At 39.9% G+C, this 20228-nt stretch carries 22 protein-coding genes; 15 read left to right on the top strand and 7 right to left on the bottom strand.

All coding sequences use genetic code 11. The annotated features are described in order from the left end of the window. Positions 1-20: 20 nt before the first annotated feature. Together rpoZ and gmk are read right to left on the bottom strand one after the other, a co-directional pair. On the bottom strand, positions 21-299 hold the full coding sequence (gene rpoZ, locus ACTJJH_RS04945; RefSeq protein WP_002116990.1) for a DNA-directed RNA polymerase subunit omega: 279 nt from the start codon (positions 297-299) through the stop codon (positions 21-23). Between the two features lie 72 nt (positions 300-371). After that, a complete protein-coding gene (gmk, locus tag ACTJJH_RS04940) occupies positions 372-1001 on the bottom strand; it encodes a guanylate kinase (RefSeq protein ID WP_004789787.1) in 630 nt (209 codons plus the stop codon). 122 nt (positions 1002-1123) lie between these two features. Between gmk and ispH the strand changes: the two genes are divergently transcribed. From ispH to rplS, 12 genes are all read left to right on the top strand, one after another. After that, on the top strand, positions 1124-2074 hold the full coding sequence (gene ispH / locus ACTJJH_RS04935; protein WP_002116992.1) for a 4-hydroxy-3-methylbut-2-enyl diphosphate reductase: 951 nt from the start codon (positions 1124-1126) through the stop codon (positions 2072-2074). A 169-nt stretch (positions 2075-2243) separates the two neighbouring features. Continuing rightward, positions 2244-2717 (top strand): pilus assembly FimT family protein, encoded by a 474-nt coding sequence (locus ACTJJH_RS04930; RefSeq protein WP_276123970.1) that lies wholly within the window; start codon positions 2244-2246, stop codon positions 2715-2717. After that, positions 2711-3271, top strand: a complete 561-nt coding sequence (gene pilV, locus ACTJJH_RS04925; RefSeq protein ID WP_078219781.1) for a type IV pilus modification protein PilV — start codon at positions 2711-2713, stop codon at positions 3269-3271. The genes ACTJJH_RS04930 and pilV overlap by 7 nt, the downstream gene beginning before the upstream one ends. Next, positions 3271-4272: a PilW family protein gene (locus ACTJJH_RS04920; protein WP_440600812.1), complete on the top strand. Its 1002-nt coding sequence runs from the start codon at positions 3271-3273 to the stop codon at positions 4270-4272. The genes pilV and ACTJJH_RS04920 overlap by 1 nt, the downstream gene beginning before the upstream one ends. Further along, on the top strand, positions 4269-5078 hold the full coding sequence (locus ACTJJH_RS04915) for a PilX N-terminal domain-containing pilus assembly protein (RefSeq protein WP_002117088.1): 810 nt from the start codon (positions 4269-4271) through the stop codon (positions 5076-5078). The genes ACTJJH_RS04920 and ACTJJH_RS04915 overlap by 4 nt, the downstream gene beginning before the upstream one ends. An 11-nt stretch (positions 5079-5089) precedes the next feature. After that, the gene (locus ACTJJH_RS04910; RefSeq protein ID WP_440600811.1) at positions 5090-8944 is read left to right on the top strand and encodes a PilC/PilY family type IV pilus protein; all 3855 of its coding nucleotides are present in this window, start codon (positions 5090-5092) and stop codon (positions 8942-8944) included. Between the two features lie 10 nt (positions 8945-8954). Next, positions 8955-9437 carry a type IV pilin protein gene (locus ACTJJH_RS04905; protein WP_017400484.1) on the top strand — a complete coding sequence of 161 codons (483 nt, stop codon included), beginning with the start codon at positions 8955-8957 and terminating at the stop codon, positions 9435-9437. After that, positions 9434-9856, top strand: coding sequence for a type IV pilin protein (locus tag ACTJJH_RS04900; RefSeq protein WP_440600810.1), 423 nt, complete (start codon positions 9434-9436; stop codon positions 9854-9856). The genes ACTJJH_RS04905 and ACTJJH_RS04900 overlap by 4 nt, the downstream gene beginning before the upstream one ends. A gap of 150 nt (positions 9857-10006) precedes the next feature. Continuing rightward, positions 10007-10258 (top strand): 30S ribosomal protein S16, encoded by a 252-nt coding sequence (gene rpsP, locus ACTJJH_RS04895; protein WP_000260334.1) that lies wholly within the window; start codon positions 10007-10009, stop codon positions 10256-10258. 19 nt (positions 10259-10277) lie between these two features. Beyond that, a complete protein-coding gene (rimM, locus tag ACTJJH_RS04890; protein WP_002116736.1) occupies positions 10278-10826 on the top strand; it encodes a ribosome maturation factor RimM in 549 nt (182 codons plus the stop codon). 42 nt (positions 10827-10868) lie between these two features. Next, the gene (trmD, locus tag ACTJJH_RS04885; RefSeq protein ID WP_002116964.1) at positions 10869-11624 is read left to right on the top strand and encodes a tRNA (guanosine(37)-N1)-methyltransferase TrmD; all 756 of its coding nucleotides are present in this window, start codon (positions 10869-10871) and stop codon (positions 11622-11624) included. 219 nt (positions 11625-11843) lie between these two features. Further along, complete coding sequence (gene rplS, locus ACTJJH_RS04880) at positions 11844-12212, top strand: 50S ribosomal protein L19 (RefSeq protein WP_002116654.1); 369 nt, start codon at positions 11844-11846, stop codon at positions 12210-12212. Between the two features lie 52 nt (positions 12213-12264). Here rplS and ACTJJH_RS04875 read toward each other — a convergent pair whose 3' ends face one another. Then, positions 12265-13206 (bottom strand): lipase family alpha/beta hydrolase, encoded by a 942-nt coding sequence (locus ACTJJH_RS04875; protein WP_080591800.1) that lies wholly within the window; start codon positions 13204-13206, stop codon positions 12265-12267. A gap of 115 nt (positions 13207-13321) precedes the next feature. Further along, positions 13322-14353 carry a lipase secretion chaperone gene (locus ACTJJH_RS04870; RefSeq protein WP_274862047.1) on the bottom strand — a complete coding sequence of 344 codons (1032 nt, stop codon included), beginning with the start codon at positions 14351-14353 and terminating at the stop codon, positions 13322-13324. Positions 14354-14506: 153 nt separating this feature from the next. Between ACTJJH_RS04870 and truB the strand changes: the two genes are divergently transcribed. The 3 genes from truB to ACTJJH_RS04855 all read left to right on the top strand — a co-directional run bounded on the left by truB (position 14507) and on the right by ACTJJH_RS04855 (position 16862). Then, positions 14507-15412, top strand: a complete 906-nt coding sequence (truB, locus tag ACTJJH_RS04865; protein WP_032004865.1) for a tRNA pseudouridine(55) synthase TruB — start codon at positions 14507-14509, stop codon at positions 15410-15412. Positions 15413-15431: 19 nt separating this feature from the next. Then, entirely contained in the window at positions 15432-16208 is a 777-nt protein-coding gene (locus tag ACTJJH_RS04860) for a sulfite exporter TauE/SafE family protein (RefSeq protein ID WP_000525218.1), read from the top strand. A gap of 210 nt (positions 16209-16418) precedes the next feature. After that, positions 16419-16862, top strand: coding sequence for a hemerythrin domain-containing protein (locus tag ACTJJH_RS04855; RefSeq protein ID WP_141314797.1), 444 nt, complete (start codon positions 16419-16421; stop codon positions 16860-16862). Positions 16863-16869: 7 nt separating this feature from the next. Here ACTJJH_RS04855 and ACTJJH_RS04850 read toward each other — a convergent pair whose 3' ends face one another. The 3 genes from ACTJJH_RS04850 to serA form a co-directional block, all read right to left on the bottom strand. After that, entirely contained in the window at positions 16870-17733 is an 864-nt protein-coding gene (locus tag ACTJJH_RS04850) for an EamA family transporter (protein WP_014207805.1), read from the bottom strand. A gap of 90 nt (positions 17734-17823) precedes the next feature. Further along, on the bottom strand, positions 17824-18708 hold the full coding sequence (locus ACTJJH_RS04845; protein ID WP_440600809.1) for an EamA family transporter: 885 nt from the start codon (positions 18706-18708) through the stop codon (positions 17824-17826). Positions 18709-18806: 98 nt separating this feature from the next. Beyond that, complete coding sequence (serA, locus tag ACTJJH_RS04840) at positions 18807-20039, bottom strand: phosphoglycerate dehydrogenase (protein WP_005067152.1); 1233 nt, start codon at positions 20037-20039, stop codon at positions 18807-18809. Positions 20040-20228 lie beyond the last annotated feature (189 nt).

Genomic DNA, 20228 nt, shown 5'->3' with positions numbered 1-20228 from the left:
TTTTTATGAAACAGAATTAATTAGAAAGAAAAACCTTCTAAATTCAAGCTGTTTGTAGAAAGAGCAAGATCAAGACTAGAAGTTTGATAATCTTGTTCACGTTGCTTAAGAATTTCTTTCGTAACGTGCCCTGCCGCTATTTCGCGCAAAGAAACTACAGTCGGTTTGTCGTTATCCCATTCTACAGTTGGCTCCATGCCTTGACGTGCCAATTGACGAGCACGTTTACTTGCAACGAGCACAAGCTCAAAACGGTTGTCTACATGATCTAAACAATCTTCAACGGTGACGCGTGCCATAAAAGTTCTCGTTTTGGAATGGTGAATTTGAACAGACTAAACAGTATAAAAGGCTTTCGATCTAGACTCAAGTTATTCCTGTTTTGGTTGAGGAGTAATCAAGTCTTGAATTAATGTTTGATAACGTTTCGCTTGCTGAGATAGCACTAGACGGTTTGCTGTGATCACAGCTTCAATCTCATGTAAGGCTTTATTAAAGTCATCATTAATAATGATGTAATCAAAGTTCGTGTAATGCTGCATATCTTCAACTGCACAGCTTAAACGATGTTCAATGACTTCAACTGAGTCTGTGCCGCGATTAGATAAACGCTGACGAAGGTCAAACTGTGTTGGCGGTAAAATAAATATTTGCTTGGATTCAGGAAAAAGTTTGCGAACTTGCTCTGCACCTTGCCAATCAATTTCAAGTAGAACATCGTGTCCTTGAGCTAACTGTTGTTTTACAGTTGCTTGAGAAGTGCCATAGTAATTACCAAATACTTCAGCGTATTCAATAAAACCGTCATGGTTGACTTGGTCTAGAAATTCATCTTTTGTAGTGAAGTGATAGTGAACACCATCTAATTCACCGGGACGTTGACCTCGGGTAGTATGTGAGACTGAAACATGTAAATTGCTCACACGGTCAAGCAGGGCTTTCACCAAAGATGTTTTGCCCGTTCCTGATGCAGCAGAAACGACAAACAATAGACCCGACATGATATTTTTCCTGATATGATAAAATATCTTCGCTATTGTAGTGTACCGTGCGTTTAAACTGAATAGTTTTAATTGCAAATATTCAAGAGAAATTCCCCTGTTTTATTAATTTTGAGGCTGTTATGGAAATTGTGTTAGCTAATCCGCGTGGTTTTTGTGCCGGTGTTGATCGAGCCATAGCAATCGTCAATCGGGCTTTAGAATGTTTTAACCCTCCTATTTATGTGCGTCATGAGGTTGTACACAATAAATTTGTGGTAGATGACTTACGTCAAAGAGGGGCGGTTTTTGTTGATGAACTAGATCAGGTTCCGGATGACTCAATTGTAATTTTTAGTGCTCACGGTGTTTCAAAAGCCGTTCAACAAGAAGCAGAGCGTCGAGGTTTAAAAGTATTTGATGCAACTTGTCCTTTAGTTACTAAAGTTCATATTGAAGTGACTAAATATGCGCGTGAAGGTACTGAAGCTATTTTAATTGGTCATGAAGGGCACCCAGAAGTCGAAGGCACAATGGGGCAATATGACAAATTAAAAGGCGGTGATATTTATCTGGTTGAAGATGAAGAAGATGTTGCTGCACTTACCGTACGACATCCTGAAAAACTTGCATTTGTGACTCAAACGACGCTTTCTATTGATGATACAGCTAAAGTTATTGATGCTTTGCGTGCAAAATTTCCGCATATTCAAGGTCCGCGTAAAGATGACATTTGCTACGCTACTCAAAACAGACAAGATGCTGTACGTGATTTAGCTGAGAAGTGTGATGTCGTATTGGTTGTAGGTTCACCTAACTCATCAAATTCAAATCGATTACGTGAGCTTGCAGAGCGTATGGGTAAAGCCGCTTACCTTGTAGATAATGCTGATCAGTTAGAGCAGTCATGGTTTAATGAGACGTGTAAAATAGGTGTTACTGCTGGTGCCTCTGCGCCAGAAATTTTGATTAAACAAGTGATTCAACGTTTACAAGATTGGGGTGCTCAAGCACCGAAAGAATTAGATGGGCGTGAAGAGAACATAACCTTTAGTCTTCCTAAGGAATTACGTATTCATGTGACTCAAGCGTAAAGTGTGATGCATTTAACATACTGATTTTAAAAAGTTAAACAGATAATTGTTGATATGACAGTTATCTGTTTTTTTATACCCTTTATCTGCTTTGTATTTGTTTTGTAAACATAGGACGTAAAATTTAATTAATAAATAAAAAATTTTAAAGTTTATTTGGGGTGTGGGGATGAGGGGAATTATTCCGCAAGACGGGTTCACCTTGGTTGAGCTTATGGTGACGATTGCGGTCATGGCTATTATCGCGATGATGGCCGCGCCATCTATGTCGAATTTATTAGAAAGTAAGCGACTAGATGGAAACCAACGAGATCTAGTCAATACTTTATCGGAAGCAAAGAGCCAAGCCATACTTGGTCGACAAGACGTTTCTATTAATCTGAATTCAACAGCTTTAAATACTCCCACTTCCTTGAATTGGAAAGCTGATTCCAATAACAGTCTTGAGCTTAAAAATATCGCTGCTGATGGTACGCAGAGTTCGTTAACAGCGACGACTTTAACTTTTAATGCGAATGGGGTGATAACCAACATCACCCAAGACACACTTTTATCTATTTGTAATTCAAAAATAAATAAAAAGAAAATTCTTATTTTAACAAAGCTTGGCACATTAATTTTTAAAGCTGAGGAGACATGTTAATGCAGGGCTCTAAACAAAAAGCTCAAGTTGGGGTGGGTTTATTAGAAGTGTTGGTTGCCCTAATTTTAATTGCGATAGGGGTTTTAGGATATGTTGCCTTGCAAGTCCGTGCTATGGATGCTTCTTCAGAGGCATTAAGCAAATCTCAAGCGATTATGATCATGAGAGGATTAGCAGAAAACATTCGCGTAAATAGTTCTCAAGCTAGTCAGTATCCCGCATTTGTCCGTAGTTATAGCAATTATTCATCTACCACCGCAGCTCCTACATTGTGTTTCAATGCGGCTTGTACACCTTCTCAGCTTGCCCAATTTGATGCATATCAAGCAGCAAGAAATGCTGATCAACTTGGCATGAAAATTACCATGACAAATTGCCCAGGGGTTACAAGCACAATGGCCCAGCAGAGGCAATGTTTGTTTGTTTTTTGGGGAAAAACCGCTCCAGTAATTACAACAAATGAGGGAGTCACGAGCGCGGATGTGTCGAGCTGTATGAGTACAAATGGCGTTTATGTCAATAATTCGAACTGTTTAATGATGGAGGCATATTAATGGCTCACTCATTTGTATTATTGAAACAACGAGGCTTTACATTAATTGAGCTGATGGTTGCATTGGCTTTAGGTCTAATTTTGGTGGCCGCGGCGACTCAATTATTTATTGGTGGACTTCTATCAAGTCGTCTACAAAAAGCAAATGCTGAAATACAAGATAGCGGTATTTTTGGTTTGGAGTATATTGCCCGTGATATACGCCTTCTAAATTATGGAAATATAACCAACCCAATATTAACTGATACGACCCCTTGGGGCGGTGTTGTATTAACTGGTTCAACTGCAACCAATAACAACAATGTTAATTTTGTCCCTAACGTTGGAACAAATACTTATATTGCTGACACATTACTTAGTCGTGGTACAGGGGATACGGTGAGTACTGTGAGTAATCACTGGAAAGGTCTTTCAAATATACAGAACAGTTCAGATGCTGCTATGCAAAGTGATCAGCTGACTATCCAATTTATTGCACCTACGAATATGACCAATTGTGAAGGTGTAAATGTACTTGCAGGTGATTTAATTGTAGAGCGTTATTTTTTACGTCTGGATAGCAATGGTAGTTCCCAGCAAGACTATGCACTTGCATGTGATGCAAATACTCCCTCTGCTGTAGCCACAGCTCAACCGACCACTGTTGCTGGGTTAGGCGACGCTGGTCAAATTGTATTGCCGCGTATTGATCATTTCCATGTGCTGTTTGGTGCAAAAAATGCGGCTGGCAATTTTGCTTATTATACCATTACCCAATATCGCGCTGCTGCACAGGCTGCCCGAGATGCCACACCATCTGTGATGCCGCCACGAATTCTTTCAATACAAATATCTGTATTAGCGCGCTCTACTAATAATGCCCAAAGCAAAGCAATAGATCCTGAGCAATCTTTTTTTATGTTAGATCAAACCGTGCATGCTTCTGATAATACAACTCGATTCTTACGCCGCACTTATAACTTAACAATTGCTCTACGCAACGCGATGGGGGAAAGTCTATGACCCATTTAATTCATAAGAGTAGATCTAAGGAAAAAGGGGCAACCCTTATTGTTGTGCTTATTATTTTATTGATTGTTATTTCTGTAGGCGTTTTAGCAATAAGAGTGGCTATTGTTTCTTTAAAAGTTGCTACCAATAGCCAAGTTAGCCAATTAAATTTTCAGTCATCTGACACTCCTTTAGAACTCATTGTGCAGATGAATCCTACCACCCTAACTAATATTACTAATGTGATTGGTGCCGCGCTTAAAGAGCATGAAAGTAATCCTGGTGCGGAATACAACTTTTGTTATAAGCCTGTTTCTACAGCAACAAATTTTGCTCAGACCAGAGGTGCAAGTTTACTTCGAGCAGGAAGCGCTAATAATGCAGTCGTTGAAGATGGCGGCGTGGCGGGTTTCTGCGATTTAACAAGTGACTATGGTAGTAATCGTCAAGCAGTGGTTACCCAAGTTGCTGTAAGTGTTCCAACAGATGCTGCTAGCGATATTCCAGGCTCAAATTTACCACGAGGAACAAACACCTCGGAAGGTACGCAACTACCTAAAAGCATGTTGTCTACACAACGTATTCGGGTGATTACAACAGCTTTTTTACCAGCCTATGCATCTACCTCTATCGAAACTTTACAAAGAGATTGTTTAAGTACGAGTTCAGCAAAAATTAGCGACAATTTTGATACCGCTTTAACGGCTAAACAAACATTAGCGGAGTGTTTAGCAAATCATAACGTGCCTTTTAGTACTCAAGTTCAAGAATTTAACTATACCAATAAACTCACTCAAATTACGGCACCAGGTTCATAACGGGGAATATCGTGAAACTAAAATTGAAGAATTTTAAGCCAAATAATTTATGGTATGCCATCTGTTCGAGTTCAGTTGCTTTTACATGGCTAATGACAAGCTCCGTTGTGCAGGCGAGTGATTTACAAATTTATGCTTCACCTACAGCTGGTAAAAAAACCATTGTGATGATGTTGGATACATCAGGAAGTATGACCAACAATAGTTATGGCGAAAACCGTCTGGCTATGCTTAAAAATGGTATGAATGCTTTTTTAGCAAGTAATAATCCTGTTTTAAATGACACTCGTGTGGGGTTGGGAAATTTCTCTGCAAATGGTGATAGCCGAAGTGGGCAGGTTCTAGTGGCTGCTGCTCCTTTAGGAGATGCGAGTACGTTAAATACAGTGGGTTCTCAACGTTATAAATTAAAACAGGCTGTTGCAAATTTAACTGCTGGCGGGTCAACGCCTTCAGCACATGCTTATGCGGAAGCTGCTGCTTATTTGATGGGTACAACGACCTATTCAGAGGCAAATTATGCCATTCGAAAAGATAGCTATATAAGGCGTGTGCGAAAATCTGATAATAGAATGGAATACTCATATTGTACGAATTATCGCGATTCACAAATCGATACTACAAATCTATGGCAACCTTGTCGTTCTAATAACTATTGGAGTAACTGGTCAACTTCTAATCCGGGTGTGGATACGGCAACTGCTTATGATACTTCGTCGGATTGGACCTATTCTTATACTTATTACTACACCACCTTTAATTATGCTGTAGCAAATGCAGATAGTGGTATCCCAAAATCAAAATCAAATGATACAGCTAGCAATCCCAATATTGTTGTAGATAGAAATGCCTCTAATTTAAATACTATTTACCAATCTCCTTTACCTGCAGTGGCCAATCGCCAGAGTTGTGATGGACAAGGAATCTACTTTTTATCAGATGGAGAACCGAACAATACCACAAATACACGTTCGGCAACTGTAATGTCGACAGCCCTAGGCAGCACTTTGGGAGCAAATTTTACTTGTTCTGGAGGTTTGTCTAACACGACAGCAGACTCTGGTTGGGCCTGTATGGGGGAATTTGCAAAAAGATTATTTGATAAAACAAAAAACCCAGCTGGAGTTTCTATTCAAACAGCATTTGTCGGTTTTGGTAGTGACTTTTCTAGTTTAAGTTCTTCTGATGTAAAAAATGCCTGTCGTTTAAGTTCGAGAACCCAATCTGATCGTAAAAGTGATGATAATTGTTCGCCGAATCAGACCACAAATGCGGTCGCTGCACCTGGTTATGGAAATGGAGGTTTTTTCCCTACCCAAAGTGCGCAAGGTGTAACAGATAGTGTTATCGCATTTATTAATAACTTAGATAAAGTTCCTTTAGAACCCTTAACCACAGGTGCTATCTCTGTTCCTTATGATGCACTAAATCCTAAAAATTTACAGGAATATGGTTACTTACGTGCTTTTGAGCCAAACCCGGCTAACACCTACTTAACATGGCGAGGAAATTTAAAGAAATATCATGTTGTTTTATCGGGAACGAATGCCGGTGCTTTTGAAGCTAATACTGGTGGGTTGGTTTACAACGCAACTGGGGCATTTAGAACGGGTACGAAAGATTATTGGAATAGCTCTACTTATAATGATGGAGGTAAAGTCTTTTTTGGTGGTTCATATGCAAAAGTTCCTTTACCAACTGCTGGACAAAATGAAACACGTGATGAAGAAGGAAATATCACAAAATATTATTACGCAGTACAAACTAAAATCCGCAACTTATTTACTGATGTTTCCGCCGTCGCATCAGATGGTAGCTTAACGAAAATATCGACTTCTGGAACTAATTTGCTAAAAATTCCAGCTACCCCACCAGAAGGAACTAATCCTTTTGATAGTGTGGCTAATACAGCAAGTTATGTTTTAGGAAAGTTTAATGCATCAACGGGACAAGATATTTTAAAAGCTTTCCCGATTAGCTTGAAATTAAAAATATTAAATTATCTAGGTTACTCAACTGATATTAGCGCTACGAATTTACCTTCGTCATTAGTTACATCGAATGAACCCTATTTATCGATGGGCGGTAGTATTCATTCTTTACCGGTACAGCTTACCTATAATGGAACATTAGATGAAAATGGGAATTTAACATCTGCGCGTGAACAATCCATTCTCTATGGAACGATGGAAGGTGGTCTGCATATTGTGGATGCCTCAACTGGTGTAGAACAAATGGCTTTCGTGCCCGCTGATATATTAAATGATCCAGTTGCATCAAAAGCTTTAGTTGTTGGCCAAAGTGATGCTACAGCTCCTGCTCACGGTATGGATGGAGCTTGGGTATCTGACCCTGCATATAGTATTACTACAACGGGAAGCGGTAGCTCAGCAGTATCAAAAGTAACTGCAAAGCAAATGAATATTTATGGTGGCATGCGAATGGGGGGCAGCAGCTATTATGGCTTAAATGTCTTAAATCCTGCTTCACCTAAGCTCCTGTTTAGAGTAGGAGCAGATCAAGCTGATTATAGTCGCATGGGGCAGAGTTGGTCTAAACCTGTACTTGCAAATATACGTTATAACGGAGTTATTAAACGCGTTATGATTGTTGGTGGTGGCTACGACCAATGTTATGAAAACCCGAATATTACCTTGAGTAATTCTTGCTTTACGAATGGAAAAGCAAAAGGGAATGCTGTTTATATTATTGATGCTAAAACTGGGGAACGCTTATGGTGGACTAGTGATACAGGCTCTAATATAGATAACTCTAATATGAAGCACAGTATTGTTAGTCGCATTAGTACCTTAGATCGAGATGCTGATGGTTTGGTAGACCATTTATATTTTGGCGATTTAGGCGGACAAATTTTCCGTATCGATCTTAATAATAACCAGACAAAAACAAATTCAACTTATAGCAGTTTTGGTATTCGAGTTGTTCGATTAGCCAATTTGGCAACAAATGACTCAACTTATGATAGCTCGAACGACTATACCGCTGGGAATGCGCCACGTTTTTATGAACCGCCAACAGTGACAATTCACGATTATGGAATCCGCACTTTTATTACTGTAGGTATTGCTTCAGGTGACCGTAGTACACCTTTAGATGTTTATCCGCTTACAGGCCGTGAGGGGATGTCACCAAGCACAGCATTAAGTGGAAGACCTGTAAACAACGTTTATGGAATTATCGATAAAGACTTTATTAAAAAGAATTTAATGTCTTTAACTGATAACCAACTTGAAACAAAAGATATTACTCGATCGACGCTTCGAAAAAATCCACAAATTTTACGATCTGGAGAAACACGAGTAGCACAGATTTTCTTTCCCAACACTGGGGCGGGACAAAACGGTTGGTATCGCTCGCTTTCTAGTATGAGCGATGGTACCGAAAAAGCTAATAATAGTTTCCGTATTAAAGGAGGTCTTAAAGCTTTTGAAGAGCCTATGGCAATTACAGGGACTTTAATTGTGCCTGTTTATGATCCACAGGGAACAGGTATTGTAGCGGCAGACCCATGTTTACCCCGTGTAGTAGGTGAAACTGACCAGCAGACGTTCTGTTTACCATTTGGCGCCTGCCTTAATTCTGATGGGTCAATTGATCAAAATAAAGAGAATGGAAGTGGATTCAAAACACAAACTGGTACTAATTGCCCAGTAGGAGCTTCTGAATGTAATAAAAACGTTATTGGCTCCGGTATTCGCGGCATAGCATTTGTTCCAAAAAGAGATGAGCCTCCAGTGACTAATAGTTGTGGGAAATTACAACTGTCTGGGAACGAGAGTGGAACGGGCGAGTGGCAATGTACAAGTCACTTAGTTCCTGCGCGCTGGTATGAGCGTTATCGCTAAGGGATGACTGATGAATAAATATTATATTCTGCGGTTTAATCAGGGTGTTACCTTGATTGAGCTCATGGTTGTCATCGTGATTGTCGCTATTTTTGCTTCGATTGCTATCCCTTCATATCAAAGTTATAGCCGTAGAGCGACGGCTTCTGCTGCTAAAGGTGAAATTCTAAAATTGGCAGAACAGTTGGAACGGCATAAATCCAAGAACTTTACCTATAGAGGATTTACCACCACATCTGTAACTTTGCCACGGGGTGGTTATACGATTGAAATTAGTGATGATACGACGACAGGAAATTTATTGACGAATGCTGCTGCAAATGGGCAAACATGGGTCATTAAAGCGACAACTACAGATTCAAGAAACTTTAATTTTATTGCTAAGAATTCAGGTTTGCGTTGCCAAAGTTTAACAGCTACGGCTGTTGATAATGACTGTGGTGGAGCGGTCACTTGCAATGTATGTGAAACAAATAGTGAGAATTGGCAATGAAGAATGGTTTTACCTTAATAGAACTCATGATTGTAGTCGCAATAATTGCAATTTTAGCAGCTATAGCGACACCTTCATATTTGCAGTATTTACGCAAAGGACATCGTACAGCTGTTCAATCTGAAATGATGAATATTGCCCAAACATTAGAAGCAGAAAAAGTAGTTCACAATCGTTATCCATCGAATGCGACGATTACATCGATTTATGGTTCTAGTGTCAGCCCTCAACAAGGCCAAGCCTTATATAACTTAGCTTTTTCTAGCATAACTGATTCAAGCTGGGTGTTAACGGCTACACCTATTGCTACTAGTTCTCAAGCTGGTGATGGGATCATTTGTCTTAATGATCAAGGGCAAAAATTTTGGGCAAAAGGTGCAACTGATTGTGCGTTATCTGCCGCATCAAATTGGCTATAGTAATTTTAAATTCAAAACTGCGGATAACTCAAAAAATAATCTTTCTTTCAGGGCGAAAATCACGTAGAATGTCGCCCTCTATGAAAGGGGTTTGAAGTGTTGCCGATGGTCGGCGCAGGGATAATCCGTAAGAATTATAAGGCTTTTATCATGGTTGTTATTCGTTTAGCACGTGGCGGTGCAAAAAAACGTCCATTCTATCAAATCGTTGTGACTGACAGCCGCAATGCACGTGATGGTCGTTTCATCGAGCGTATCGGTTTCTTTAACCCGACTGCACAAGGTCAAGCAGAAAAACTTCGTTTAGATGCAGACCGTTTTGCTCACTGGGTTTCTCAAGGTGCTCAACCTTCTGAACGTGTTGCTTCTTTAGCTGCTCAAGCTAAAAAAGCTACTGCATAATTTTTGTAGTAGGTAGCCCATGACATCAACACAGAATGTTCCCGAAGATCGTATTCAGATTGGACAGTTACGTTCAGCTTATGGATTGAATGGGTGGCTCTGGGTGTATTCAAATACAGAACCTATGAGCAACATGTTTGACTACCTGCCTTGGTACATTGAGACCAAGGCCGGTTGGCAAACAATAGATGTAAAACGTTGGAAACCACATGGCAAAGGCCTAGTTGTTGCGTTGAAAGGTGTGAGTGATCGCACTGGGGCGGAAAGCTTGGTTGGCGCTAATATCTGGATTGCTAAGTCTCAACTGCCAAAAGCAGATGTAGATGAATACTACTGGTCAGATTTAAAGGGCTTAACTGTGTTAGGTCTTGATGAAGAAGAACAGGAAGTAAACTTAGGGAAAATTCATGAGTTGTTTGAAACTGGAGCTAATGATGTGATGGTGGTGCATGCTACCCCAGACAGCATTGATTCAGAAGAGCGCATGATTCCTTGGCATAAGGATGTAGTACAACGTGTTGATCTTGAAGCTGGTCGTATTTACGTCAATTGGGGCGTAGATTATTAATCCTTTTAGGATTAATACAGCAGGAAAATAGAGGAGTCTGTGATGTTTTTTGCAGTCATTACGCTTTTTCCTGAAATGTTTGAAGCGATTACAGCCTACGGCATCAGCGGACGTGCGGCAAAGCGAGATATTGTACAAGTCACTTGTATTAATCCTCGTGATTTTGCTGAGGGAAACTACAGAAGAGTGGATGAACGTCCATTTGGTGGCGGCCCAGGTATGGTGATGATGGCTGAGCCTTTGGCGAAAGCAATTGCACATGCCAAACAGCTTGCCTCACAAGCAGGACATGTTCATGTTCCTGTGGTGTATATGTCCCCACAAGGCAAAACCTTAAATGAACAGGCAGTACAGCAGTTTGTTGATTATGACGGCTTAATTGTACTGTGTGGACGTTATGAAGGAGTCGATGAACGTTTGATCCAGCATTATGTTGATCAAGAATGGTCAATTGGTGATTATGTTTTATCTGGTGGTGAACTGCCCGCTATGGTGTTACTTGACAGTATTATTCGCCGTTTGCCGAATGTAATGTCAGATGAACAATCAGCAGTACAAGATTCTTTTGTTGATGGTCTTTTAGATTGTCCACAATATACAAAGCCTGACCATTTTGAAGGGCTGGATGTGCCAGAGGTATTAAAATCTGGACATCATGGCAATATTGAAAAATGGCGTTTTTTGCAGCGATATCAAAGAACTCTAGAGCGCCGACCAGAGTTGGTCGAAAAGGTTGAGTTGACTAAGCAGCAAAAAAAATGGCTAAAAGATACGCAAGTGAATAACGGTAACTCTTAATCGTTATTCTCAAGAACGAAAGTTCTGCAACAAGACGAGAAGCAATGCTTCGAGTTAAAGCATAATTCTATTTAATGAATAGTTTTATGTAAATTTAAAGGCTCTTTATAGACATATTGTCGTAAAGGGAAAGATAAACGGGTTGATATGCGCTTTAGCCTCTATCCCCAGCGGAAATTCAGACCTCTTCTGACTCCGCACATATTGGAGATTCCCACAATGAGTGGTAAACATCCTTTAGTTCAAGCTGTTGAAAATGCACAGTTAAAATCTGATATCCCTGCTTTTGCTCCTGGTGACACTGTCATCGTTCAAGTAAAAGTAAAAGAGGGTGATCGTGAACGTCTTCAAGCATTTGAAGGTGTTGTAATCGCTAAGAAAAACCGTGGTTTGAACTCTGCGTTCACAGTACGTAAAATTTCTAGCGGTGTTGGTGTTGAGCGTGTATTCCAAACTCACTCACCAGTTGTTGCTAAAATCGAAGTGAAACGTCGTGGTGACGTTCGTCGTGCTAAACTTTACTATCTTCGTGACTTGTCTGGTAAAGCTGCACGTATTCGTGAAAAATTACCAGCTCGTAAAGCGTAAGCTTATAGCGAGTAAAAAAATGCGCCTTTTGGCGCATTTTTTTGTTTAAAAACTATAGTCCTTGAAGTTTCAAACGGTTTGCGTGTTGACGATAAACTGATACAGGATCGGAAGCGAAAATAGAACGTATACCAAGTACTTGGTTCACTTCATCTAAATGATTCCAGTTGTAATCATCACGAATTGTTTTACCAAATTTGGCACTGCATCGGGAAACAAGTCCATCATTATCACCAAATGGATCGACTACTAAACTACTGCCTGTAAGCGCAATATCAAATGGATCTAATGGGTTGGTCAGCGCTTTATTCCCCGAGAAAGAATACATATAAATACCTTTCTCTTGGTATGTCCCTTCACCACAAGAAGTAGTTGGTACACCCATAGGGAATTGAGCATTAAATTGAGCTGAACCTTGAGTTGATAAGCTATGAGCACCTGCTAAAGAGTCATGCGGATAGCTTGTTGGGTCTAGGCCTCCTGCCCAAGTAATGGCTGCTGAAAACCAGTTTACTAACGTTGCCAGTCCAGACAGAGGAGTACCCTCAACGTTCAGGATCACATCTGCCATTGGTGATCCCTTGTGAGGTGCACCGATCGTGGTGAGTGAGGCAACTTTCTCTGGCATGATACCGGCCACATAGCGAATTGTCGGGCCCCCATGGCTATGACCGATCAAGTTGACTTTAGGCTTACCAGTAATGGCAATAATCTCTTCTACTTGCTGGGCAAGTTGTTCACCACGCACTTCTGTTGAGTTAAAAGGTGACACTCTGGTTGCCCAGACATTTCCTCCATTACGTGCCAGATCAGGAAGAATTTGGTACCAGTAATCGAGACCAAGTGTATCTGTCCCAACTCGGTTAAAACCTGCCATACCGTGGTTAAAAACCAGTGGATATTTGGTTTGTGCATAAGATGAATAGACGAACGAGTTTTTAACTTGTTCAGCATTTGTGGCATGGGCCGCTGAAACACTCAATCCTGAGAGCATTGCAGCGCAAAAAAACGTTAACTTCCTTTTCATTTTTTACTCACTATTTTTATTTTGTATGAAAAGCAGCTTCTTACTGCTAGTGCTTGTTTAGCCAGTTCCTAAAAGAAAAGGCTTAATAATTAAATGGCAGTTCACCTCCCTGATCATGGACCGTTTCAAAAGTTCGAAGTCTTAATTGTTCTTGTGATGAGTTAAATTGTTGTTGGCGTAATTGTTGTATGGCTTGGTTTTTAGCACTATCGCTCATATTGCTTTTAATAATTTCATCTCGTCCACTCAAGTAACTTGTGACCCTTTGCTGCCAAGCACTACGCTGTGTATCTAAAGTTTCTAATCGTTGAGTCGCCTCGGCTCCAACAAGTGCTGTACGCATTTTTCTAAGTTCTTCTGCTGAACCATTGCGCGCTTTAATTTGTTTGGTCAGTGCATGTAAGTCATCAAGTTTAGAGAGTTCTTGCAGGTTCTGTTGCCAGTCTTCTGGTAGCTGTTCAAAGCGTTCTTTAAGCTTTTGCGCCTTTTCAATTTCGCTTAAAGAAGAGTCCTCAAGTATTTGCATACGATCTAGCGTGTAGTTCTGATAGATATCTTCAGTTGAGAAGAGTCCATCAATTTCAGCGGACGAAAAGAAACGTTTTCTTAGATCTTGAATTGAATTAAAGATTTTTTGAAAATAATTTTTATCTTGTTGTTTTGACGAGGGCGTTTGGATTTGAGCAAGCTGTTCACGATATTTTAAGTAGCGACCCCATAAATCCAGAATCTGTGAGCGAGCTGGCTCTAAATATTTTCCCTGAATAAATTGTCCAAAGTGATTTTTAATTTGCTCTAAATCATTTTCTCCATATTGGGTAATAAAATATTCAAAGCAGTCACGTGTTTGACTGTTAATGACCAAATGTTGAGAACTATCAATTTTTAACTGACAGTTAACTTCAGTATCTTGCTGACTTTTACTATGGTAGGCATCTGCATTTAGTGTTGAGTTATTTGTGGGTGGAGCTGATGCTAAATTTTGAGCTGTCTTTTCACTGACTTGAGTTGATGTATTTTTTGATTCTGGGCTTAGCCAATATACACATGCAATGAGGCCCAAAATAAAAAATCCGAGCACGCACCACAATACCTTCTTCTGCATCCCTTGCATAAAGATATCTTCCTTAAGTTTTAATTTGTTGTTTTTTTACTCGTTCATTAATGTGCCATAAAATAAGTGAAAAGGCACCTAAATATTGTGAAAATATCTTGCCGAATTTGCTAACATGTCGGCACTTTTTTCTAGCTTTGTGTTCCAGTAAAAATGACGACAAAAAATCAAAAAATTTCTCGTCGCCATATCAGTGGTGTATTTCTGTTAAATAAACCATTAGGCTTAAGTTCAAATGCGGCTTTGCAAAAAGTGCGTTGGTTATATCGCGCCCAAAAAGCAGGCCATACTGGAGCGTTAGATCCCTTGGCGACAGGTTTGCTCCCGATTTGTTTGGGAGAGGCAACCAAGTTCTCACATTATTTGCTGGACTCAACAAAGCGTTATCAAACCACTGTTCGATTGGGACAGACCACAACAACAGGTGATGTGGAAGGGGAGATTTTACAAGAGCGTCCTATTCCTGTTCTTAACCAAGAACTTATTGAACAAACTTTAGAAAAGTTTAGAGGCGATATTCAACAAGTTCCGCCCATGTATTCGGCTTTGAAAAAAGAAGGTAAGCCGTTATATGAGTTGGCGAGAAAAGGTATAGAGATTGAGCGAGAAGCGCGTCCAGTCACGATTTATGCTTTAGAGCTTATTGAATTTACCGAAAATAGTATCACTCTGGATGTAACCTGTTCTAAAGGTACATACATCCGTGTATTAGGTGAAGATATTGGTGAAGCACTCGGTTGTGGTGGGCATTTAACGATGCTGAACCGGACTCAAACAGGACATTTTGAGCTTATACCGAGCTATACCATTGAATATCTGGAAAGTTTAACAGAAGAGCAAAGAGAAGCTTTGCTACTTCCAGTTTATGCACCAGTTGACCATTTCTTAAAAATTCAGGTTCCAGAAGGGCGTGAAAAATATTTTTGCAACGGTTTAGAAAGCAATATTGAACATTCTGCAGAAGCAGAAGTTTTGGTGTTTTCGGGTGAGCGCTGTTTAGGCTTAGCCGAGATTACCGATAAAAAACGGTTGGTACCTAAGCGTATCTTAAATTTGTAGTAGATGTAGAGTATAGAGCATGGGCATGGAATGGGACGTTATCCTTAGTTTGATCTTTTTTGCGTTTACTGCAGGAGCAATTGATGCTGCTGTAGGCGGCGGTGGACTTATCCAGATTCCGGGGATCATGAGCACTTTTCCTAACATGTCGACTGCTACGGTGATTGGTACCAATAAAGTCTCATCCATTTTTGGTACGGCATCGGCGGCTTATACATTTGCTAAAAAAGTAAAATTGCAATGGAAGCTTTTAGCCGTTATTGCCATTTGTGCCTTGATTAGTTCTTTTGCCGGCGCGGCATGTTTGTCACTTATTCCTCAATCGGTATTGCGTCCTTTCGTTTTCGTGATGTTGATTGTGATTGCGATTTATACCCTAGTTAAAAAGAACTTCGGTCAAGTTCATACCGAGCAAAAAATTACCACGAAAATGTTAATTTTAGCTGGTATTGGTAGTTTGGCCATTGGTTTCTACGACGGTATTTTTGGGCCGGGTACTGGTAGTTTCTTTATTTTCTTCTTTATCCGTTTTTTACAAGTTGATTTCTTGCATGCTTCAGCTTTGTCAAAAATTGGTAATTTTATGACGAACTTAGCTGCGCTGAGTTTTCTCATCCCGACTGGTCACGCTATTTTACATATTGGTTTAATGATGGCAGCGGCTAACGTGCTAGGTTCTATTGTTGGGGTACGTACTGCACTTAAATATGGCAGTGGTTTTGTACGAATTATCTTTTTAATTTTGGTGAGTATTCTGATTTGCCGTTTGGGCTATCAAATGTTTGTTACGGGTTAAATAAGATTGAAAGTATGAGCTGCCTCAAAAATGCAGTTCATACTTTTGTGTATCATTTAAAGCTATAAATATAAAAATCATTACAGAAATTTACTAGAAAGAGAACTGTGTAAAAAATAGTCTCATTTTAAGCTACTTAAATATTATAAATTTCAACGTATGATAAACCTTGAAATAAAAAAGATTTTTTAGCTAAAAATGAGGAAGAGAATGAATATTTTCGAAGCATTAAGAGAAAGCCATGAAAATCAACGTGACCTTTCTGAACAACTCATTCAGACACACGGTTTAACCGAAGAACGAAAAGAATTATTTGATGCATTAAAAAATGAACTTTATGCCCATTCAGTTGCAGAAGATCGTTACCTCTATATTCCTTTAATGTTTGATGATGTTGGTTTAGATATTACGAGACATGCTTTATCTGAACATCATGAAATGGATGAGTTGGTCGAACAACTTGAACAAACCGATATGAGTAGCCCAAGCTGGTTAGCAACCGCCAAACAGTTGAGTGAAAAAGTCCATCATCATTTAAAAGAAGAAGAACATAAGTTTTTTCAACAAGCCGGAAAAATTCTTAAAGACAGCGAAAAGGAGACACTGGGTAATAAATATTTAAAGGAATATAAAAAGTATAAAAAGCAGCAGTAGAGTAAACCTATGCAGCCTTTTTAGTACTTCTTAAAGTAACACCAATAGAGGCCAGCATTACGCAAGCCAAAGCCACCCATTGCAGCATGCTGATTTCTTCGTGAAGCAATAAGAAACCCGTTAATGCTGCCAATGCTGGTGCTAAACTCGTTAGAGTCCCATAAGTTAATTTATTGAGTTGTTTGAGAGCCATTAAATCAAGTGCATATGGAATTGCAGTCGCTAACACCGCAATAAGTAAGGCTTTACCCCAGTACTGTGTTTCAAGTAATGCAGGAGCATTGTGCCAGATTCCAATTGGCAATAACGCAAGTGCAGATACACCGATCCCAATCGTTAATGCGTGCATCCCGATATTTTGGGTCACAACTTTATGACCGAAATAGATATAGAAAGCCCAGCAAAGTCCGGCACCTAGTGCACATGCTGCACCTACATACGAGAAATGGTGTTGAATAGGGTTTTGCCAAGGTACCATGAGTGCAATGCCTAACATGGCTAGTGCTACCCAAATGTAGTCACTCTTTTGTTTAATAGAAAGAAGTGCAAGGCCTAATGGACCAATAAATTCTAATCCAACAGCAATACCTTGAGGTAGTTTTCCAAGTGAGGTATAAAATAGGATATTCATTAAGCCTAAAGAAGCGCAGTACATCAATAAATCACGCCATTTTAAATAGGGTAAGCGTGACCAGATTTTCCAAGATCGAAACATGATCGCGACGATGACTGTTGCAAAGCTCAGCCTTAAAATTGTGACAGTGAGCGGGTCTAATGTAGCAATGAGCTGCTTGGCAAATGAAGCGCTGATTTGATACGAAACCATCGACAAAATCATATACAGCACAGCAATAATTGGAAGATTTTGCATGGAAAATACTCTAGCGCTTCATCTGATGTCTAAAAATAATGGTGGACAATTATAACGAATACTATGTTTTAGCTGGCAGATTTCATTAAATTAACTTGCTGTTTTTTCACGTTCTTGGCGAGCTTTTTGGGTGGTTACGGTACAACCAACAGAAGCAGTGATAATGGTTGCAAGTGCTAACCATTGATTCCATAAAAGATATTCACCCAAGAAGATAAAACCGGAAAGTGCTGCAACTGCGGGCTCTAGGCTCATTAATGTCCCGAAACTTAAGGGCGTTAAATTACGTAGGGCTAGCATTTCTAAAGAGAATGGAAGAGCACTGGCTAAAATTGCCAAACCAATAAAATAAAAAAGATAGGGAAGTTCAATCACTTGACCGATCGAGTTTGAAAAAAAGGTAATGGGTAATAAGATGCATGCACCTACACTCATTCCCAAGCACACCGTATGATTACCTGAAATACCAGAAGGTTTTTGCCCAGCAATAATATAAAGCGCCCAACAAGCCCCTGCACTAATTGCAAATAAAACGCCGATCCAATCTAAGCTATGAGCCTGATTGAAAGGGAAAAGTAAAATCAGCCCAATAATTGCGAAGCTCACCCAAACAAAATCATATTTTTGCCGTGCGTGGTATAACGCTACACTTAAAGGGCCAATAAATTCAAAAGCAACTGCAATTCCAATCGGTAAGCGTTCGATCGACAGATAAAATAAGGCGTTCATGCCTGCAAGCGCAAATCCATAAGCTAAGATTGCTTTCCAGCGGACCTGATTAAAATTAATTCGCCAAATTTGAAAAATAATGGCAAGAATAATTGCACCTAAACATAGCCGCATTGCAGAAACAGTCAGTACAGGGAAGTTCTGAAATAAAATTTTAGCTAAAGATGCGCTACTTTGAACGCTTAACATGGCAAGAATAAGAAAACCCAAAGCATGTAGCTGAGATTTCTGGTTTAAAGTGGACATTTTATTATTTGATCAATTGGTATACTTTTCACATGATAATGTAAATACCCATAAAAAAGCCACAGACAATGCTGTGGCTTTTGAATTTACAGTTCGTATTAGAACAATACGCGCACGCGAATTGTACCTTCAACTTCATGCAACATATCTAAAGCTTCTTGAGAAGCAGAAGCGTCAACATCCATGATGAGGTAACCGATGTCACCTTTAGTCATAAGTGACTGACCAGAAATGTTGATGCCTTGCTCAGCAAACAAGTTGTTGATTTTAGACAATACGCCCGGTACGTTTTTGTGGATATGCAATAAACGGTGTTGACCAGCAGTCAATGGTAACGCGATTTCTGGGAAGTTTACCGCAGAAAGTGTCATACCTTTGTCAGAGTAAGCAACAAATTTCTCTGCAACTTCTAAACCAATGTTTGCTTGTGCTTCCATGGTTGAACCACCAACGTGAGGAGTTAAAATCACGTTGTCTAAGCCGCGAAGTGGAGACTGGAATTCTTCACCATTTGCTTTAGGTTCTTTCGGGAATACGTCAACTGCTGCACCAGCAATATGACCAGACTTGATTGCATCGGCTAAATCTTCAATCACTACACATGTACCACGTGCAGCATTTAAGAAGATCGCGCCTTCTTTCATTTTCGCAAATTGTTCTTTAGTGAAGAAGTTACGTGTAGACGGAACATCTGGCACATGTAACGTTACAACATCTGCAGTTGCTAAAAGTTCATCTAAAGAACCAACTTGGCGAGCATTACCCATTGGTAACTTGGTTACTGCATCATAATAAATAACATGCATACCCATGCTTTCAGCAAGAACTGAAAGTTGAGAACCGATGGAACCGTAACCCACAATACCTAAAGTTTTGCCACGAGTTTCAAAAGAACCGACAGCAGACTTGTCCCAACCACCACGATGACAAGCCGCCGATTTTTCAGGAACACGGCGAAGAAGAAGAATCGTTTCAGCAAGTACAAGCTCTGCAACCGAACGCGTATTTGAATACGGTGCGTTGAATACAGGAATACCACGTGCCATTGCTGCTTTAAGATCAACTTGGTTTGTTCCGATACAGAAACAACCTACTGCGATCAATTTGTTTGCAGCTTCGAAAACTTCTTCAGTCAATTGGGTACGCGAACGAATACCAATAAAGTGAGCATCTTTAATTGCTTCTTTAAGCGCTTCGCCTTCAAGAGCAGTTTTACGATAGTCAATATTGGTGTAACCCGCAGCGTTTAAAGTATCGACTGCGTTTTGGTGAACGCCTTCTAACAAAAGGAAACGGATTTTATCTTTAGGTAGTGAAAGATGTTGGCTCATTACGGCTCCGCTACAAAGGCCAAATTTGGTGGCGGTATAATAACATACTGGGCAGCGCTATAGATATTTCGTTTATACCATCGCCTTATGGCAATTTTATCTATGTCTAATCACTTCTGTTTATGGCTTGTCGAGCATTTTAAAATATGCTTGGTAGGGGGATAAATGTGATTTTTCTCTGAAAGCCCC

Source organism: Acinetobacter sp. 22301, from assembly GCF_052045285.1.
Classification (GTDB): domain Bacteria; phylum Pseudomonadota; class Gammaproteobacteria; order Pseudomonadales; family Moraxellaceae; genus Acinetobacter; species Acinetobacter pittii.
Note: the sequence above shows the minus strand (reverse complement) of the source record. Positions and strands in the feature narration are given on the sequence as shown.

Excerpts from the sequence above, each read along its gene's own strand:
- rpoZ (WP_002116990.1), bottom strand. The coding sequence starts at position 299 with ATGGCACGCGTCACCGTTGAAGATTGTTTAGATCATGTAGACAACCGT.
- gmk (WP_004789787.1), bottom strand. The coding sequence starts at position 1,001 with ATGTCGGGTCTATTGTTTGTCGTTTCTGCTGCATCAGGAACGGGCAAA.
- ispH (WP_002116992.1), top strand. The coding sequence starts at position 1,124 with ATGGAAATTGTGTTAGCTAATCCGCGTGGTTTTTGTGCCGGTGTTGAT.
- ACTJJH_RS04930 (WP_276123970.1), top strand. The coding sequence starts at position 2,244 with ATGAGGGGAATTATTCCGCAAGACGGGTTCACCTTGGTTGAGCTTATG.
- pilV (WP_078219781.1), top strand. The coding sequence starts at position 2,711 with ATGTTAATGCAGGGCTCTAAACAAAAAGCTCAAGTTGGGGTGGGTTTA.
- ACTJJH_RS04920 (WP_440600812.1), top strand. The coding sequence starts at position 3,271 with ATGGCTCACTCATTTGTATTATTGAAACAACGAGGCTTTACATTAATT.
- ACTJJH_RS04915 (WP_002117088.1), top strand. The coding sequence starts at position 4,269 with ATGACCCATTTAATTCATAAGAGTAGATCTAAGGAAAAAGGGGCAACC.
- ACTJJH_RS04905 (WP_017400484.1), top strand. The coding sequence starts at position 8,955 with ATGAATAAATATTATATTCTGCGGTTTAATCAGGGTGTTACCTTGATT.
- ACTJJH_RS04900 (WP_440600810.1), top strand. The coding sequence starts at position 9,434 with ATGAAGAATGGTTTTACCTTAATAGAACTCATGATTGTAGTCGCAATA.
- rpsP (WP_000260334.1), top strand. The coding sequence starts at position 10,007 with ATGGTTGTTATTCGTTTAGCACGTGGCGGTGCAAAAAAACGTCCATTC.
- rimM (WP_002116736.1), top strand. The coding sequence starts at position 10,278 with ATGACATCAACACAGAATGTTCCCGAAGATCGTATTCAGATTGGACAG.
- trmD (WP_002116964.1), top strand. The coding sequence starts at position 10,869 with ATGTTTTTTGCAGTCATTACGCTTTTTCCTGAAATGTTTGAAGCGATT.
- rplS (WP_002116654.1), top strand. The coding sequence starts at position 11,844 with ATGAGTGGTAAACATCCTTTAGTTCAAGCTGTTGAAAATGCACAGTTA.
- ACTJJH_RS04875 (WP_080591800.1), bottom strand. The coding sequence starts at position 13,206 with ATGCTCTCAGGATTGAGTGTTTCAGCGGCCCATGCCACAAATGCTGAA.
- ACTJJH_RS04870 (WP_274862047.1), bottom strand. The coding sequence starts at position 14,353 with ATGCAAGGGATGCAGAAGAAGGTATTGTGGTGCGTGCTCGGATTTTTT.
- truB (WP_032004865.1), top strand. The coding sequence starts at position 14,507 with ATGACGACAAAAAATCAAAAAATTTCTCGTCGCCATATCAGTGGTGTA.
- ACTJJH_RS04860 (WP_000525218.1), top strand. The coding sequence starts at position 15,432 with ATGGGCATGGAATGGGACGTTATCCTTAGTTTGATCTTTTTTGCGTTT.
- ACTJJH_RS04855 (WP_141314797.1), top strand. The coding sequence starts at position 16,419 with ATGAATATTTTCGAAGCATTAAGAGAAAGCCATGAAAATCAACGTGAC.
- ACTJJH_RS04850 (WP_014207805.1), bottom strand. The coding sequence starts at position 17,733 with ATGCAAAATCTTCCAATTATTGCTGTGCTGTATATGATTTTGTCGATG.
- ACTJJH_RS04845 (WP_440600809.1), bottom strand. The coding sequence starts at position 18,708 with ATGTCCACTTTAAACCAGAAATCTCAGCTACATGCTTTGGGTTTTCTT.
- serA (WP_005067152.1), bottom strand. The coding sequence starts at position 20,039 with ATGAGCCAACATCTTTCACTACCTAAAGATAAAATCCGTTTCCTTTTG.